At 60.4% G+C, this 16,824-nt stretch carries 16 protein-coding genes; 13 read left to right on the forward strand and 3 right to left on the reverse strand.

All coding sequences use genetic code 11. From position 1 onward, the window contains the following. Positions 1 to 4 precede the first annotated feature (4 nt). From G5229_RS15175 to G5229_RS15235, 13 genes are all read left to right on the forward strand, one after another. Positions 5 to 520 (forward strand): AAA family ATPase, encoded by a 516-nt coding sequence (locus tag G5229_RS15175; protein ID WP_216951773.1) that lies wholly within the window; start codon positions 5 to 7, stop codon positions 518 to 520. A gap of 11 nt (positions 521 to 531) precedes the next feature. Next, entirely contained in the window at positions 532 to 1,308 is a 777-nt protein-coding gene (locus G5229_RS15180; protein WP_421209496.1) for a phosphotransferase family protein, read from the forward strand. A gap of 535 nt (positions 1,309 to 1,843) precedes the next feature. Then, positions 1,844 to 3,751, forward strand: coding sequence for a PTS fructose transporter subunit IIABC (locus tag G5229_RS15185; RefSeq protein ID WP_421209498.1), 1,908 nt, complete (start codon positions 1,844 to 1,846; stop codon positions 3,749 to 3,751). 632 nt (positions 3,752 to 4,383) lie between these two features. Continuing rightward, on the forward strand, positions 4,384 to 5,790 hold the full coding sequence (gene uhpT, locus G5229_RS15190) for a hexose-6-phosphate:phosphate antiporter (RefSeq protein WP_005353611.1): 1,407 nt from the start codon (positions 4,384 to 4,386) through the stop codon (positions 5,788 to 5,790). Positions 5,791 to 6,007: 217 nt separating this feature from the next. Next, positions 6,008 to 6,313 carry a PTS fructose transporter subunit IIB gene (locus G5229_RS15195; protein ID WP_005334611.1) on the forward strand — a complete coding sequence of 102 codons (306 nt, stop codon included), beginning with the start codon at positions 6,008 to 6,010 and terminating at the stop codon, positions 6,311 to 6,313. Further along, complete coding sequence (locus G5229_RS15200) at positions 6,313 to 7,080, forward strand: PTS sugar transporter subunit IIA (protein ID WP_421209499.1); 768 nt, start codon at positions 6,313 to 6,315, stop codon at positions 7,078 to 7,080. Before G5229_RS15195 ends, G5229_RS15200 begins: the two co-directional genes overlap by 1 nt. 104 nt (positions 7,081 to 7,184) lie before the next feature. Further along, positions 7,185 to 8,060 carry a 23S rRNA pseudouridine(2457) synthase RluE gene (gene rluE / locus G5229_RS15205; protein ID WP_421209501.1) on the forward strand — a complete coding sequence of 292 codons (876 nt, stop codon included), beginning with the start codon at positions 7,185 to 7,187 and terminating at the stop codon, positions 8,058 to 8,060. 95 nt (positions 8,061 to 8,155) lie between these two features. Then, positions 8,156 to 8,659 carry an NUDIX hydrolase gene (locus tag G5229_RS15210; protein WP_421172556.1) on the forward strand — a complete coding sequence of 168 codons (504 nt, stop codon included), beginning with the start codon at positions 8,156 to 8,158 and terminating at the stop codon, positions 8,657 to 8,659. 150 nt (positions 8,660 to 8,809) lie between these two features. Then, on the forward strand, positions 8,810 to 9,916 hold the full coding sequence (gene mnmA / locus G5229_RS15215; protein ID WP_005353619.1) for a tRNA 2-thiouridine(34) synthase MnmA: 1,107 nt from the start codon (positions 8,810 to 8,812) through the stop codon (positions 9,914 to 9,916). Between the two features lie 23 nt (positions 9,917 to 9,939). Next, positions 9,940 to 10,554 (forward strand): high frequency lysogenization protein HflD, encoded by a 615-nt coding sequence (gene hflD / locus G5229_RS15220; RefSeq protein ID WP_005334622.1) that lies wholly within the window; start codon positions 9,940 to 9,942, stop codon positions 10,552 to 10,554. 129 nt (positions 10,555 to 10,683) lie between these two features. Further along, positions 10,684 to 12,054 (forward strand): adenylosuccinate lyase, encoded by a 1,371-nt coding sequence (purB, locus tag G5229_RS15225; protein WP_421209503.1) that lies wholly within the window; start codon positions 10,684 to 10,686, stop codon positions 12,052 to 12,054. Between the two features lie 139 nt (positions 12,055 to 12,193). Further along, positions 12,194 to 13,324, forward strand: coding sequence for a cupin domain-containing protein (locus G5229_RS15230; RefSeq protein ID WP_005353621.1), 1,131 nt, complete (start codon positions 12,194 to 12,196; stop codon positions 13,322 to 13,324). A 183-nt stretch (positions 13,325 to 13,507) separates the two neighbouring features. Beyond that, complete coding sequence (locus G5229_RS15235) at positions 13,508 to 13,921, forward strand: hypothetical protein (RefSeq protein ID WP_266134046.1); 414 nt, start codon at positions 13,508 to 13,510, stop codon at positions 13,919 to 13,921. A 96-nt stretch (positions 13,922 to 14,017) separates the two neighbouring features. Here the strand turns inward: G5229_RS15235 and G5229_RS15240 are convergent, their stop codons facing one another. From G5229_RS15240 to G5229_RS15250, 3 genes are read right to left on the reverse strand one after another with little or no spacing between them, the layout of a single operon-like run. Next, the gene (locus G5229_RS15240) at positions 14,018 to 14,557 is read right to left on the reverse strand and encodes a GNAT family N-acetyltransferase (protein ID WP_005344037.1); all 540 of its coding nucleotides are present in this window, start codon (positions 14,555 to 14,557) and stop codon (positions 14,018 to 14,020) included. Between the two features lie 6 nt (positions 14,558 to 14,563). Beyond that, the gene (locus G5229_RS15245; RefSeq protein WP_421209505.1) at positions 14,564 to 16,204 is read right to left on the reverse strand and encodes a GNAT family N-acetyltransferase; all 1,641 of its coding nucleotides are present in this window, start codon (positions 16,202 to 16,204) and stop codon (positions 14,564 to 14,566) included. Then, positions 16,204 to 16,818, reverse strand: coding sequence for a glutathione S-transferase family protein (locus G5229_RS15250; RefSeq protein ID WP_421209507.1), 615 nt, complete (start codon positions 16,816 to 16,818; stop codon positions 16,204 to 16,206). The genes G5229_RS15245 and G5229_RS15250 overlap by 1 nt, the downstream gene beginning before the upstream one ends. Positions 16,819 to 16,824: the final 6 nt, after the last annotated feature.

Genomic DNA, 16,824 nt, shown 5'->3' on the forward strand with positions numbered 1-16,824 from the left:
ATAGATGAAACGAATTCTGATTATTGGCAACTCTGGGTCGGGCAAGAGCTGGTTGGCAGCTCGATTGGCTGAGGGGTTAACTATCCGCGAGGTCAATCTGGACACCATCGTCTGGCAACCGGGCGGGTTTAACCAAAAACGGCCCCAGCATGAGATTGATCATGCCATTCAAACACTTGCTCAAGAGCCATCATGGGTGGTCGAAGGGGTATTTGGTGCCCTGGCCGAGCAACTGCTTGATGCCGCCGATACCCTGCTTTTTCTGGATCTCGACTGGTCAGTATGCCGTGATTCACTGCTATCGCGCGGATCACAAAGTGCCAGGCAACGGGATGCCGTAGCAGCCGAAGAGAGCTTTCAACAACTGCTGGTGTGGGCATCGGAATATGGGCAGCGAGCCGGCAAAAGCTCCCGCCAATTCCATCACGAGCTGTTTGATCGATTCCCAAACGACAAGCACCGTTTCACGACTCGCACAGAGGTACATAGCTATCTCACGCAACTGACCACTCATAGCTAACGGGGTAGAGGATGACGCAACAGGAGCTGGCGAAAATGGGGGGCGCTTCGGTAAGTATCCAGCTGCTGGATGGCAAACCCTGTATCAGAAAAAGCGGCGCATCGCCTGTCGAGCGCCATTTCTACCAACGCGCCGCACTGCATTTGAGCGGGCTCAACACTCCAGCCCTGCTCAAGGTCGAAGGGGAGACCCTGTTCCTTGAGCAGATCCCTCATCCGGTCACGCTCACGCAGCTGCACCACAACGAACAGACCTTTGCTCAGCTGGCCTGCCTGCATAACGCCAACTATCAGCCCGACTTTGCGGTGAAAACTCACGGCTGGTCGCTCGCCGACACCGACGAGGCGCTCTCTGTACTCTGCTTGCCGGAAGCGGTAAACGAGAAGATCCGCCATATCCAGCAACTTGGTCACGAACTATTCGAGGAGTCATGCCTGATTTCGGGAGATAGCAATGAGGGCAACTGGGGCACCCGCAACAATGGTGAGATGGTGTTATTTGACTGGGAGCGATTTGGTTATGGCAGTCCGGCCATCGATCTAGCCCCGCTGGTGCCGCGGATGGGTTCGCTGGCTGAGTATGAAACCATCATTGAACGCTATCTGCGCCACAGTTCGCTGCTCTCTGGCAACCGGTTGCTGCGCCATCTCGTCATGGCCAAGTGCTGGCTGATTATTGAGGTCACCAATCTGCTGACCAGAAGGGAGAAGCCGCAGGCACAGCAATATCTGGAGTGGTATCGGCAACAAGTTCCCAACTGGCTGGGGTCGGTGGCGCATATTGTGTAATCCGCAGGTTCGAATAGCGCAGCGTATTCGAACGTTCGTGTTATCACCTCTCTCTTTTCAGCCATCCCTCTCTTGCCACCACACTTTCTTCCCAAACAACGCCCCTCTGCGCTCGCCCAGCCAATGCGATTGGCCTCCGCCATCAGGCGCATAAAAATCCTAATCCGCCCGACGAAACTGCGACTTTTTGTGAGAAGGGTCACATCTAATAACGCCTTAAAACCACATATAAATCCAGACCCCGCTGATGATTAATTTATTGATATGGCGCATTGCAAACCTGACGGCGAGCCTAACCATAATCCATTTATCTGTTTTTAAAGAAAAAATGTGTGAACATCTGAAAATGGCGAGTCCTGCCTGAAAACGGGATCTTCATCACATCGCGTTTTACTGCGCACAAAAATCCAGTTATTGGCACATTTGTCCGATAGGGAGGGAGTGGACGAGCCGCGATAATGATCAGGTCATTTTTATCCAGTACGTCGATACGTACTCACGCATAGCTTCCGTCACCGGAAGCGGGGAGAGCGCCATGATCACCACCTTGATCAATGAACATCTGATCAACCTCGATTTGAAAGCGACGCGTAAGGAAGAGGTCTTCACCGAGATGGCCCGCCTGCTGGCGTCGCAAGGCAAGGTCAGCAACGAGCAGGCCTTTATCAAGGATCTGTGGGCCCGCGAAGATCTGGGTAACACCGGCTTTGAAGAGGGCGTGGCCCTGCCCCACGCCAAGAGTGCGGCGGTGTGCAATCCGGCGGTCGCCATCGGCATCAGTCGCAACGGCATCGACTACGGCGCCGAAGATGGCAAGCCGTCCCACATTTTCTTTATGATCGCCTCCCCCGATGGCGGCGCCAACCACCATATCGAAGTGCTGGCCGAGCTCTCCGGCAAGCTGATCGAAGAGGGCTTTATCGCCAAACTGCTGGCGGCAAAAACCCCGGCCGATGCGCTGGCGCTGCTGCTGACCAAGAAAGAGGAGCAGAGCGCGGCCCCGACCACCAGCAAGGGCTTTATCATCGGTGTCACCGGCTGCCCGGCCGGTATCGCCCACACCTATCTGGCGGCCGAGTCGCTGGAGCGCGCCGCCAAGGAGCTGGGTTATGAGGTGAAGGTGGAGACCAACGGCTCCATCGGCGTCAAGAACAGCCCGACCGCGGACGAGATCGCTCGCGCCAGCGCCATCGTGGTCGCCTGTGACAAGCAGGTGGATATGGCCCGCTTTGCCGGCAAGCCCCTCATCAAGACCGGCGTCAAGGCCCCCATCAAGGATGGCAAGGGTCTGATCGAGCAGGCCCTGAAAGCCCCCGCCTATGTGGCTGGCAAAGAAGATAAAAAAGGTGAAGAGAAGAGCGCGGGCGGCAGTTCCGATCTCTATCGCTACCTGATGAACGGCGTCTCTCACATGATCCCGTTCGTGGTGACCGGCGGTCTGTTGATTGCGCTGGCACTCGCCATCGGCGGCAACCCGACCCCGAGCGGCATGCAGATCCCGGAAGGGAGCATGTGGAACCAGATCCTCAACGTCGGCGTGGCCGCCTTCACCCTGATGATCCCCATTCTGGCGGGCTATATCGCCTACGCCATCGGTGATCGTCCGGCGCTGGCACCGGGCTTTATCGGTGGCTGGATCGCCAACAACGGCAGCTTCTACGGCGCTGACGCCGGTACCGGCTTTATCGGTGCCATCATCGCGGGCCTGCTGGTCGGCTATCTGGTGCGCTGGATTGCCACCCGTCAGTACCACAAGATGGTGCAACCGCTGGTGCCTATCCTGATCGCCCCTATCGTAGGTTCCCTGTTTATCGCTGCGGTCTTTATCTTCATCATCGGCGCCCCGATTGCCGACATGATGACCGGCCTCAACGCCATGCTGCTCTCCATGAGCGGTGGCAGTCTGGTGCTGCTGGGTATCGTGCTGGGTGGTATGGCCGGCTTTGATATGGGTGGCCCGGTCAACAAGGTGGCATTCCTGTTCTCCGTCGGCATGATTGCCTCCGGCCAGACCCAGTTTATGGGCGCCATGGCCTGCGCCATCCCGGCCGCGCCCCTTGGCATGTCGCTTGCGACCGTGCTCGGTCGCAAGCTCGGCATCTTTGACGAGTCCGAGATCGAAGCGGGCAAAGCCGCCGGTGCCATGGGTCTGGTGGGTATCTCCGAAGGTGCGATTCCGTTCGCCGCCCGTGACCCGCTGGCCGTCATTCCGGCCAACGTGCTGGGCAGCATGACCGCAGCCGTGATGGCCTTCCTGTTTGGCATCACCAACAGCGTTGCTCACGGTGGCCCCATTGTGGCCCTGCTGGGTGCCGTCAACAAGCCGCTGCTGGCCCTGCTCTGCATGATCTGCGGTGCCATCGTCACCGGCGTGGTGGCGGTTGCCCTGAAAAAACTGCGGGTCAAAAAGAGTGATGAGGTAACTCTGGCCAAGGCGGCCTGAGTGCCCCCTCGCCATCGCGGCTCGTAAAACATGACAAGAGGCCACCCCACGGGGTGGCCTCTTGTTTTTGGGATGGCTGACGGGCCTTTCCCCAATATCGCCACCTGAGAATTGGTGGTCAATCAGCCCTCTCCCTTCACTTTTCCCTTAACTTCTCCCCTTACCTTTCCCTGGCTACCTTCTGGCCAATCCATCCCACCTCCCCATCCCAGCCAAGCCAAGCCCAGCCAAGCCCAGCCCAGCCCAGCCCAGCCCAGCCCAGCACTCGCACAAAGCGCCAAACTGGCTGAAATGGCAGCAATCCGGCATCAGCGGTGTGATGTTTCTCACGCTTTGTCCGCGAAAGCGCAAAAACTAGGAAAATTTCCTAGCCCCACTAGGGATGGCTCTCAAGCCATTTTTTGCCCCTCTTATTAGAGTCACCTCACCTGATGTCGTGACCCGCACCGCGACGGGCAATGTGCCCCGTCATCCCGTGCCGGGCCCGGGTTTATATGGATGGAGCGTCGAGCGCTGCAACGGCTGACAGCCCCGATGTTCCGTTCCCCCTTCCGTGGCGTGACCTCGAACAACCTATCTACAAATGAGGGGCGCGGCGGAAATACCGTCTATCTCGCAGAGGATGAACGAAGATGTTGAAATTGCTCCAACAGGTCCGGGTCCCCACCCTGGACCTGCCGGTCGAAGCCCGGCGCAAGCTCTGGTTCAAGCCGTTTATGCAATCTTATCTGGTTGTATTTATTGGCTATTTGACCATGTATCTGATCCGCAAGAACTTCAACATTGCGCAAAATGACATGATCCAGGAGTACGGTCTCTCCATGACCGAGCTTGGCATGATCGGCCTTGGCTTCTCCATCACCTACGGGGTGGGCAAGACCATCGTCTCCTACTACGCCGACGGCAAGAACACCAAGCAATTCCTGCCGCTGATGCTGATCCTCTCCGCGCTCTGCATGCTGGGCTTCAGTGCCAGCATGGGCGGCACCGGTTTCAGCCTCTACTTCATGATCTTCTTCTATGCCCTGAGCGGTTTCTTCCAGAGCTGTGGTGGCTCCTGCAGCTACTCCACCATCACCAAGTGGACCCCTCGCAACAAGCGCGGCACCTATCTGGGCATGTGGAACCTCTCCCACAACGTGGGCGGTGCCGGTGCAGCCGGTGTGGCGCTGTTCGGTGCCAACTACCTGTTTGATGGCAACGTGCTCGGCATGTTTATCTTCCCCTCCATCATCGCGCTGATCGTCGGCTTTATCGGCCTGCGCTTTGGTAGCGATTCACCGGAAGCCTACGGCCTTGGCAAGGTGGAAGAGCTGTTTGACGAAGTAGCGAGCGAAGAGGATATCGCTACCGAAGAGCAGCAGCTGACCAAGTGGCAGATCTTCGTGAAGTATGTGCTGCTCAACAAGGTGATCTGGCTGCTCTGCTTTGCCAACATCTTCCTCTACGTGGTGCGTATCGGTATCGACCAGTGGTCTACCGTCTATGCCCACCAGGAGCTGGGCTTCTCCAAAGATGTGGCTATTCAGGGCTTTACCTTCTTCGAAGTGGGCGCACTAGTCGGCACCCTGATGTGGGGTTACCTCTCCGATCTGGCCAATGGTCGTCGTGGTCTGGTTGCCTGCGTGGCACTGGCGCTGATCATCGCCACCCTGGGTCTCTACCAGCATGCGACCACCCAGTTTATGTTCCTGGGCTCCCTGTTCACCCTGGGCTTCCTGGTGTTTGGTCCGCAACTGCTGATCGGCGTGGCCGCCGTGGGCTTCGTCCCCAAGCAGGGCATCAGCGTGGCCGATGGCGTCAAGGGCACCTTCGCTTACCTGATTGGTGACAGCTTCGCCAAACTGGGTCTGGGCATGATCGCCGATGGCACCCCCATCTTCGGCCTGACCGGCTGGACCGGCACCTTCGCGGCGCTGGACATCGCAGCCGCCGCCTGTCTGGTGCTGATGGGTTGTGTCGCGGTCGCCGAAGAGCGCAAAATCCGCCGCATCAAGCGCGAACTGAAAGCCGCCGAGCTGGCTGCCCAGACCGCCTGATAGCCATAACAACAGACGCAGATTGTTCAGGGTCACCCACAGGGGTGGCCCTTGTTTTTTGGGAAACCCCACTCCCAACTAGCCCATATCAGCCTGCATTGCCGTTCAAGGGACGGGCATATCCCCATCAAGATCCCACTTTTCATATGGACTTTTGGTAAAAGCCCCCCGCTGGCGCTATCTTGTTGCTCCCCCTTGTCAGCATCACAGAGAGCAGATGAAGATCGTCGCCGTCACCGCTTGCCCGACCGGTATCGCCCATACCTATATGGCTGCCGATGCCCTGCAAAAAGCCGCCACTGGGCTGGGACTCAAGATCAAGGTCGAGACACAGGGCGCCATGGGCATGGAAAACATGCTGACCGCCCGCGATATTGCCAGCGCCGACCTGGTGCTGATTGCCTCCGATATCGAGATTGAGCAGAAAGAGCGCTTCCTCGGCTGCACCATCCATCAGGTGAGACTGGAAACCGTGCTGCTGGATGCCAACGCCGTACTCAAGGCCCTGCCGATCCCGGCCTGATGCTGACCCGCGAAATCACCTTCTACTGCCAGCAGGGGTTGAGCATCACCCAGGCCAAGCAGTTGAACCGGCTGGCGGGGATGTTCAAATCCACCATCCGCTGCGCCAACCTCACCCGGCGCCAGACCGTTGCCGCCAGCAACCAGCTCTCCCTGTTGACCCTCGCCACCCAACCCGGCGATCTCTGCCAGTTGCAGATCGAAGGGTGCGATGCCGAGCTCGCCCACATGGCCTTCACCTGCTGGTGCGGGGAGCTGGGTCAACCGCTGGTGCGCCCGCACACCGCCGCACTGGCGGAGTTGCGACTGGCCAACGCCCTGCCCGACTACCAGTTTGCCCTGCGCCAGCTGGCCCACAGCCCCGAACCGCTGAGCAAGGCCGAGGCCCTCGAGCATCTGATCGATCTGCTGCCCGCCGAGCTGATCACCGACCGCGCCACACTGACCGCCGCGGTGGAACGGCGCGAGCAGGTCTCAGCCACCATCATCCGCCCCGGCCTTGCCATGCCCCATGTATTGAGCGAAGGGATCAGCCAGCCAGCGCTGACCCTGCTCAATTGCAAGGAGCCCATCGAGTGGGGCTCTCAAATCGGGCCGGTGCAGACCATTATTCTGCTGGCGGTGCCGGTTGGTAGCGGACGGGAGACCCTGCGCCCCCTCACCCGACTGGCGCAGGCGATGATCGACGATGTGGTCAGCCACGCCCTGCTGTTGGCGGGCTCGCCCCCCGCCCGTCAGGCTATCGTGATCGAGAGCCTGCTGAGCTAGGCGAATTGGCTCCGGGCGCTGCTTGCTGTAACGCCAGCCATTCATCCTGCCCTCAGCACCCTGTGGTACACTCGCTGCCATCGTCTGTCTGAAGTGTGTATCCGATGAAATCTCCCCGCTCCCGTCTCTCTGTCAGCCGCGCGCCGCGCGATAACGCCCCGCGCACGGCGGCCAAACCCGCCGCCCCCCGCCATGCATCCCCCCGCAAACCGGAGCTGGCCCCAGAGGATCGCAAATTGCTCCTGCTGAACAAGCCCTATATGGTGCTCTGCCAGTTCACCGACGAGGCGGGCCGCGAGACTCTCAAGGATTACATCAAAGAGCCCGGCATCTACGCCGCAGGGCGGCTCGATCGCGACAGCGAGGGGCTGCTGCTGCTCACCAACGATGGCAAGCTGCAGGCGCGCCTCACCCAGCCTGGGGAAAAGACCCCCAAGACCTACTGGGTGCAGGTGGAAGGCATCCCCAGCGAAGAGAAACTGGCCGCCCTGCGCGCCGGTGTGGAGCTCAATGACGGCATGACCCTGCCCGCCGGGGCGCGTATCATGGATGAACCTGCGGTGTGGCCGCGCAATCCGCCGATCCGCGATCGCAAGGAGATCCCCACCAGCTGGCTGGAGATCAAGATAGTGGAGGGGCGCAACCGCCAGGTACGGCGGATGACCGCCCATATCGGCCACCCCACCTTGCGCCTTATTCGCTACGCCATCGGCGACTGGACGTTAGATGGTCTGGCCCCCGGCGAGAGCCGCGCCCTGCCCGCTCCCGAGTTGGCGCCAGCCCCGCGCAGGGCACAGGCACCCAACAAACCGCGCAGTCAGGGCACGGGCAGCAGCAATCCACGCGCTTCCCAACCGACCCGAAGCCCGCATGGTCAGGGCCAGCGGCGCGACAGCCGTGACGCGAGCCCCCGCCCGGCCAATCGCAGCAGCGGCCGTGGTACCGCGCGCCGACCGGCCCGCAACAACCCCTCGAAGTGACGCGCAGCCCGCTGGCAATCGAACAGTAAAGAACAGCGCTGAATCGAGCCCCCGCTCCGGCCGGGGCCAAACCGGTAACGAGACAAGGAGTCCTTATGAGCGATAACCTTTCTGCATCGCAGGAAAAAACGCCGCATGAGCGCATGCAGGCCAGATTGACGGTTGCCGCGCTGGTGCAGTGGCAGGGCCGCTTTCTGGTGGTGGAAGAGGAGATAAAAGGCCAGCGCCGCTTCAACCAGCCCGCCGGCCATGTGGAGGCCGGTGAAGATCTGCTCACCGCCGCCTGCCGCGAGCTGAAAGAGGAGACGGGGCTGACCGCCACGCCTACCTCCTGGCTTGGCACCTATCTCTACAAACCGGCCGACAGCGAGGCCACCTATGTGCGCACAGCCATCATCTTCGACCTTGAAAAAGCGCCGGGTCAGCACCATCCAGAGGATCCTGACGGCGATATCCTCGCCTGCCACTGGCTCACCCTGGAGGAGATCGCCGAGTGCAAACCGGCCCTGAGAAGCCCGCTGGTGTGGCAGTGCATCGAGGATTATCTGGCGGGAACACGCCTGCCGCTCTCGGCGCTCAAGGCCTTTATCCAGAGCTAGGGACAGAGCAGGCATCCGCTGGCAATCGCCACAAGAAAAACGATTTCCTGTCGCAAGGTTCCTGATGGGGACAGTGGCATGGAGATGTGACCGGGGGCGCAAAACTCTGGTAGAATACGCCCCGTTTAAACGAACTGGTAACTTCGACTAATGACAGACAACAGCCAAATCAAGGTGATCGTCGGCATGTCCGGCGGCGTGGATTCTTCCGTCTCGGCCTACCTGCTCCAGCAGCAGGGCTATCAGGTCGAAGGCTTGTTCATGAAGAACTGGGAAGAAGACGACACGGACGAGTACTGCTCTGCCGCCCAGGATTTGGCTGATGCCAAGGCCGTCTGCGACAAGCTGGGGATGAAACTCCACACTATCAACTTCGCGGCCGAGTACTGGGACAATGTGTTCGAGCACTTCCTCGAAGAGTACAAGGCTGGCCGCACGCCAAACCCCGATATCCTTTGCAACAAGGAGATCAAGTTCAAGGCGTTCCTCGAATTTGCCGCCGAAGAGCTGGGTGCCACCTACATCGCCACCGGCCACTATGTGCGCCGTGACGACAGCACCGGCCGCCCGCGCCTGCTGCGCGGTCTCGATACCAACAAGGATCAGAGCTACTTCCTCTATACCCTGAGCGAGAAGCAAGTGGGTCAGAGCCTGTTCCCGGTTGGCGATCTGGAGAAGCCCGAGGTGCGCCGCATCGCCGAGCAGCTGGATCTCATCACCGCCAAGAAGAAAGACTCCACCGGTATCTGCTTTATCGGCGAGCGCAAGTTCAAGGACTTCCTGGCCAAGTTCCTGCCCGCCCAGCCCGGTAAAATCGAGACCGTGGATGGCAAGGTGATCGGCGAGCATCAGGGTCTGATGTATCACACCCTGGGCCAGCGCAAGGGGCTCGGTATCGGTGGTCGAAAGGATGCCACCGAAGAGGCCTGGTATGTGGTCGACAAAGAGGTCGAGCGCAACGTGCTGGTGGTGGCGCAGGGCGAGCATCCTCGCCTCTACTCCGATGGCCTGATTGCCAGCCAGTTGCACTGGGTGGATCGCACTCCCATTCGCGAGCCGCGTCGCTGCACCGTCAAGACCCGCTACCGTCAGCAGGATATCCCCTGCCTGATCCAGCCCATCGACGACGAGACCATCCGGGTCATCTTCGACGAGAAACAGGCTGCGGTGACCCCGGGCCAGTCCGCCGTCTTCTACGACGGGGAAGTGTGTCTGGGCGGCGGCATCATCGAACAACGTTTCAGCCATCCGGTTTGAATCCTTAACAGAAGGCAGCAGACGTGAGCGATAAATTCCAAGACAGAACAATGGCCTTTGCCGGCATCTGCCAGGCCGCGTATCTGGTGCAGAAGGTGGCCCGAGACGGCAGCTGTGACGAGGCTGCCCTGCGCGAGAGCCTCTCCAGCATTCTGGTGACCAACCCGAGCCAGCCGCTCGAGGTGTTCAACAACACCCATCTGGCCATTCGCGACGGCTACCGTGCGCTGGTCGAGCAGCTGGGTGCCGACGGCAGCCAGAAGAATGCCGAGCTGACCCGCTACGTGGTAAGCCTGATTGCACTGGAGCGCAAGCTGGCCAAGCGCAAGGACATTCTCAATATGCTGGGTGAGCGGATCAGCCAGATTGGCCGCCAGCAACAGCACTTCGATCTGCTCGACGAGCAGATTTTGGCCAACATGGCGAGCATCTACAGCGATCTTATCAGCCCCATCGGGCCGCGCATCCAGGTGGCGGGTACCCCGCTGTTCCTGCAACAGCCGCTGGTGCAGCACAAGGTGCGCGCCCTGCTGCTGGCGGGCATTCGTGCCTGCGTGCTGTGGCGTCAGCTCGGTGGCAGCCGCACCCAGATCATCTTCGCTCGCAAGAAGATGGTGGAACTGGCCAAGCGTTACTAATCATCGGCTCGCGCGCGGGCAAGCGAGGTCAACATCAGGGTGAACAGCCGCACATCCGCCCTGACAACGACTCAGCCCCACGCGCGAGTGGATACGGATCCCCCACACAAATCATCAGGAGTTCACCCCATGGAGCTGTCCGCGCTGACTGCTGTTTCCCCGATTGACGGTCGTTATGGCGACAAGGCCGATGCCCTGCGCCCTATCTTCTCCGAATTCGGCCTGCTGCGTTTTCGCGTCGAAGTCGAGGTGCGCTGGTTGCAAAAACTGGCCAGCCACGCCGGGATCCCGGAAGTCCCTGCCCTGAGCGCGGCCGCCAACACCCTGCTCGACGGCATCGTCAGCAACTTCAACGAGAGTGACGCCGCCCGCATCAAACAGATCGAGCGCACCACCAACCATGATGTGAAAGCGGTGGAGTACTTCCTCAAAGAGAAGGTTGAAGTGAACCCGGAGCTGGCGGCTGTCAGCGAGTTCATCCACTTCGCCTGCACCTCGGAAGACATCAACAACAACTCCCACGGTCTGATGCTGAAAACCGCCCGCGAAGAGGTCATCAAGCCTTATTGCGAAAAGCTGATCAGCGAGCTCAAGCGTCTGGCTCACGAGTACCGCGATATGCCGCTGCTCTCCCGCACCCACGGCCAGCCGGCGACCCCGAGCACCATGGGCAAGGAGATGGCCAACGTCGCCTACCGTCTGGAGCGCCAGTTCAAGCAGATCATGGCGGTGGAGATCCTCGGCAAGATCAACGGTGCGGTCGGCAACTACAACGCCCACCTCAGCGCCTACCCGGATGTGGACTGGCACCAGTTCTCCGAGGAGTTTGTTACCTCCCTGGGTCTGGCCTGGAACCCCTACACCACCCAGATCGAGCCGCACGACTATATCGCCGAGCTGTTCGACGCCATGGCCCGCTTCAACACCATCCTGATCGACTTCGACCGCGATGTGTGGGGTTACATCTCCCTGGGTCACTTCAAGCAGCGCACCATCGCGGGGGAAATCGGCTCCTCCACCATGCCGCATAAGGTCAACCCCATCGACTTCGAGAACTCCGAAGGCAATCTGGGTCTGGCCAACGCCGTGTTCCAGCATCTGGCGAGCAAGCTGCCCATCTCCCGCTGGCAGCGTGATCTGACCGACTCTACCGTACTGCGCAACCTGGGTGTGGCGGTGGGTTACTCACTGATTGCCTATCAGGCGACCCTGAAGGGCATCTCCAAGCTGGAAGCCAACGACGCCGCCATGGCCGCCGATCTGGATGCCAACTGGGAAGTGCTGGCCGAGCCGATCCAGACCGTGATGCGCCGCTACGGTATCGGGAAGCCCTACGAGAAACTCAAGGAGCTGACCCGTGGTCGCCGCGTCGATGCCGAAGGGATGCGTACCTTTATCGACACCCTAGAGTTGCCGGAAGCGGTCAAGGTTGAGCTGAAGAAGCTGACCCCGGCCAACTACATCGGTGACGCCCAGCGTCTGGTCGATCTGCTGAAGTAAGCCAACCGGCAGTGACGAAGGGGCCCTGTGCACGATACGCCACAGGGCCCCTGTTATTTTCCCTGCCACGGCAGGATCCCGAGTGGCTTTTCCCAAGCCTGCCTTGGGCAAAACCTCTTTGCGAGACACGAGAAACAGCATGTACGAACTCAATCTGGATATCGCTCACTTCCTTGAGCACTACTGGCAGAAGCGCCCGCTCCTTATCAAGGGTGGCTTCAAGGACTTTCAGGATCCCATCAGCCCGGACGAGCTGGCGGGTCTGGCCATGGAAGAGGTGGTAGAGTCCCGCCTCGTCACCCGTTTCGACGGCAAGTGGGATGCTGCCCACGGCCCCTTCGAATCCTACGACCATCTGGGCGAAGAGAACTGGACCATTCTGGTACAGGCTTGCAACCACTGGGCTCCCGAGGTGAACGAGCTGGCGGTGCCGTTCCAGTTCATTCCGGGCTGGCGCTTTGACGATGTGATGGTGAGCTTCTCCACCCCCCATGCGGGTGTCGGCCCCCACATCGACAATTACGATGTGTTTATCACCCAGGGTCTGGGCAAACGCCACTGGCGGGTTGGCGATGCCAAGCCGCTCAACGAGTTTGCCGCCCACGCCGCCCTGCTGCACTGCGAGCCGTTCGAGGCGATCATCGACGTCATCATGGAGCCGGGTGACATTCTCTACATTCCGCCCGGATTCCCCCACGAAGGCTACGCCATCGAGCCCTCCATGAACTTCTCGGTGGGCTTCCGCGCGCCGGATGCCAAGGCGCTTATCTCCTCCTTTGCCGATCACCTGATCGACAACGAGGTGCGTACCGAGCGTTACGGCGATGCAGATCTCAAGCCCCGCGCCCGTCACGGCGAGATCCAGCCCCACGAGCTGCACCGTCTGCGCGAGCTGATGCAGCAGGCCCTCGATGACGAGACTCTGTTCAAGGAGTGGTTCGGCACCATGATCTCCGAGGCCAAGCACGATCTGGACGTCAATCCGGTGGAGCCGGACTACAGCGCCGAGGAAGTGGCCGACCTGCTGACCCAGGGCGAGCCAGCCATCAAGGTGCCGGGTCTGCGCACCGTCTGGTTTAGCGGCGAAAGCCAGCAGTGCTTCATCGACGGCGAAGCCTGGACCCTGCAGAGCGAAGACGCGGCCGCCATTTCGCTGTTGTGTGACAAAGACATCATCACTCAAGCCGATATGGTGGAGCTGGCCGATCAGGCCGGTTTCCTGCAACTGCTGACCCGTCTCGTCAACCGCGGGTACTGGTTCTTCAACTGATCCAGCGATGACTGAACGACAAAAAGGCGCCTTATGGCGCCTTTTTTGTCACTCAGATACGGTTCAATTAACAATCGATGCGCGAAACTGAACCCACTCTTGATGAACCGACAAGTGGTGATTTATTGAACTAAGATCGATGAGTATCATGCGTCCGTCCCTGTTCAAAAGAGAAGCGCCACCATGCAAATCACCTCCCGACCCATGCCGCTGCCCGATTACGGCAAATACCCCTCCTCTCCGACTGTCACACCCGAGCAGGTCAGTCAGGCCCGTAACGAAGCACTGGCCAAGAAGGATGAAGTGCAGGCGCAGAGCGAAGAGAAAGCAACGGCTCGCAGAACTCTGGCGGTCTCTTATACGGCCAACCAGCAAGATAAGGCCGTGGTGGAGCGCTACCTGGAGGCCAGCGGTCAGGAGAGCGACAGCAAGTCGGGCCCGAGCACTGCGGAACTCTATCAGGCGGCCAATCGCTACCAGCGCCAGCAGAATCTGAGCGACTACATGCAATTCCAGCAGAGCCCGCTCGCCCAGCAGATGGGTGACATGGTGGGCGAAGATAATCGCAAGGGCACCCAGCTCGACATCATTGCCTGAGCCAATTTGCTCGAATAAGCCCGGCAGGGACCAATACAAGATGAAAAAGCCCTCGATGAGGGCTTTTTCGTTATGGCTTGTCGCTGCGACGTCTCGCTATAAATGGGACACTTCTGCCTGCGCGTCCGGCAGCTCGTCGGGGAGTTCATCAAACAGGGGGTGATAGAGCACCTCACCCTGCACACCCGCAAAACCGCGCTCCTGCAGCTCCATCGCCATAAAGCAGTCGGCAGGCACCTCATAGATGCAGTGCAGGCCAAACTCGCTGGCCGGGCGGAAACCGAAACGGCTGTAATAGGCCGGATCCCCGAGTACAACGACCCCTTTCCAGTCCATCTCGAGCGCCGTATCAAGCCCTTCACGGATAAGATCCGAGCCAATCCCCTGGCCTTGCCAGTCGGGATGAACCGCGACCGGCGCCAGACCGAGCCAAGGCCCTTCCATGCCGTTAATGGTGATCGGGCTTAGCATCAGGTGCCCCATGAACTCGTACTCTTCCTCTTCGACCATGGTCACCACGGCAGCACCACATTCGCGCAGGCGGTTGACCAGTTCGGCCTCATCGGAACGACCGAAGGCGGCACTCAGCAGCTCATAGACCGGCAGCATGTCACCGGGGCGCTCGGTTCTCAACATCAGGTATTACTCCTCGTACAGCAGAGCAGGCATTATTCCACATAACGGCTGGTCACTCTGAGTACCTTTGTCCAAAAATGGGAGGGTGCACTCAGGAAAACGAGCTGCAAACTGCTGCTGCAAGGCGGTTAGCGTCGCCGGGGTGACCCTGTTCATCGCCTCGCGGTAGGCCAGCCAAAGGGCGGGAGCCTCCCGCGCCAACCGCTCAAAAGTCAGTTCGGGCGTTTGATGCCAACAACCATCCAGCTCATCGACCAGCTCCGGCAGCTCCACTAGCAGCCGTAACTGCTGATAGCGTATCTGCGACGAGTCACAGTTACCACCCAGCGCCTGCGCCATCAATTGGTTGAACCAGTGGAGCCGTGATGCGCGCTCCTCACGACTAAGCCGCTCGGGCCCTTGACGCTGCAGCGCGGCCAGTTGCAGCAACCACGCCAGCCCCTGTTCATCCCTGTCTTTCAGCAAGACGCCGCCAAGATGGGACAACTGCTCCGGTTCGGCCTGCTCCAGCAGTTCGACGGGGTAACAGTGCAGCTCCAGAGACCTCTCAAGATGCGGCGGGCAGCGAATAGAGCAGGACTCCTCCCCCGCGCCCCTCTCATCCACAAAGAGCGAGATAGCCTGCTTTCCGTTGGCACTCTGCCGATTGGTCGTTGCGGGATCACACAGGATCACTACGGCGATCCGCTCATCCGCCAGCCAATGATCAATCTCATCAAGTAAAGGGGCTGGCAAGGAGAGGGGGCGATCCAGCCGCCAGTAGCTCACCTCACACGACTGGCGACCGCTGATATGGCGCCGCCCGCGATAGTGCATCCCCACTTTTGCCATCACCCGGCCGGAGGCTAAATTGTCTGGCATATGGCGAGCCGTCAGCGCAGGCAGTTGCAGTTGGTCAAAGGCGAACCCCTTGACCAAGCTGGCGGCCCGGGTCGCCAGACCGCGATTTTGCCAGGGCACGCCCACCCACCAGGCGAGCTCGCCATTCCAGTGCAGGGAGATCACCCCAAGCAACGCCGCACCTTGCTCCTCTGGCAAGGTGATGGCCCAGCTCCAGCCAAGGCCAAGCGCCGCCTTGCGCCAGCTGAGGGCCAGCCAGTCGCGGGCCCCCTCCGGCGGATAGGGGTGAGGAATATTGAGGGTGTAGCGCGCCAGCGCCTCGTCGCTGCAGTAGCGCACTATCTCGCGCTCATCGGCGGCCTGCAGTGGTCGCAATACGACACCTGATAGCAAATGCCCCTCAGCCAGGGTCGGCACCGTCACGCAGAGCGCCAGCAGGCGATTAAGCACGGCGCCCAAATCGGTCTCGGGGGTGAGCGGCAGATCGGCCCCCACAGGGCCAAGGGTGAGCAGCCCCTGTTCCCTGGCGAGGGTCAGCAGCGAGGTGGAGGCACTGATCAGAACCTGGCGGCTGGGATCAACATGAAAATCCGCCAGCAGATCCCCATCGAGCCAGGCAGCCAGCAGGGCTCCCGGGCAGAGCACCCCGTCAGGAGGACTGCTCGCCCAGGGAGCATCGGTTTGATCGAGGACGGCGGCCGCCTCTTTGCCCAGTAGCAGCTGCCAGCGATGACCCTGCTGCTGCCAGTGCGGCAACAGCGCAGCCCACTGCGGTTGCCACAGACTGGCCTCGATCAGCAGTTCCATCAGCTGGCCTGACAGGCCGCGGGCAGCGTCAGGTGACGGGGATGGGCTTCGATACGGGCGATCCAGCTACGGATAGCGGGCCACCCCTGCAGAGAGAAGATCCCCTCCTCTGCCACATGGGTGTAGGCATAAAGGGCGATATCGGCGATGGTCGGCGCATCACCGCACAGGTAGGGGCTCTGTTTCAGCTGTTGCTCCATTACCGCCAGCGCCTTCTCGCCACCGGCTTTCAGACTGTCGAGCCGCGCCTCCTGCGACTCGGGTCGGCCGAGATAGTGAACGATAAAGCGGGCCACCGCGATGTAGGGCTCATGGCTGTACTGCTCAAAGAACATCCATTTGAGCACCTCGGCCTGCTGGCGCGGATCGGTTGGCCACAAAGACGAGCCCTGCGCCAGATAGAAGAGGATGGCATTGGATTCCGCCAGCGTATCGCCCTGGCCAATCTCCAGCACCGGGATCTTGCCGTTGGGGTTCTTGGCCAGAAATGCGGGGGTACGGGTATCCCCCGCCTGAATATCCACCTCAACCCACTCAAGGGGCAGCTTCAGCCAGCGGGCCAGCAGCCACACCTTGTAACAGTTGCCGGAACGCAGATCACCATACAGACGCATACACAC

This window comes from Aeromonas sp. 602396 (genome assembly GCF_049173735.1).
GTDB classification, from domain to species: Bacteria; Pseudomonadota; Gammaproteobacteria; order Enterobacterales; family Aeromonadaceae; genus Aeromonas; species Aeromonas veronii_A.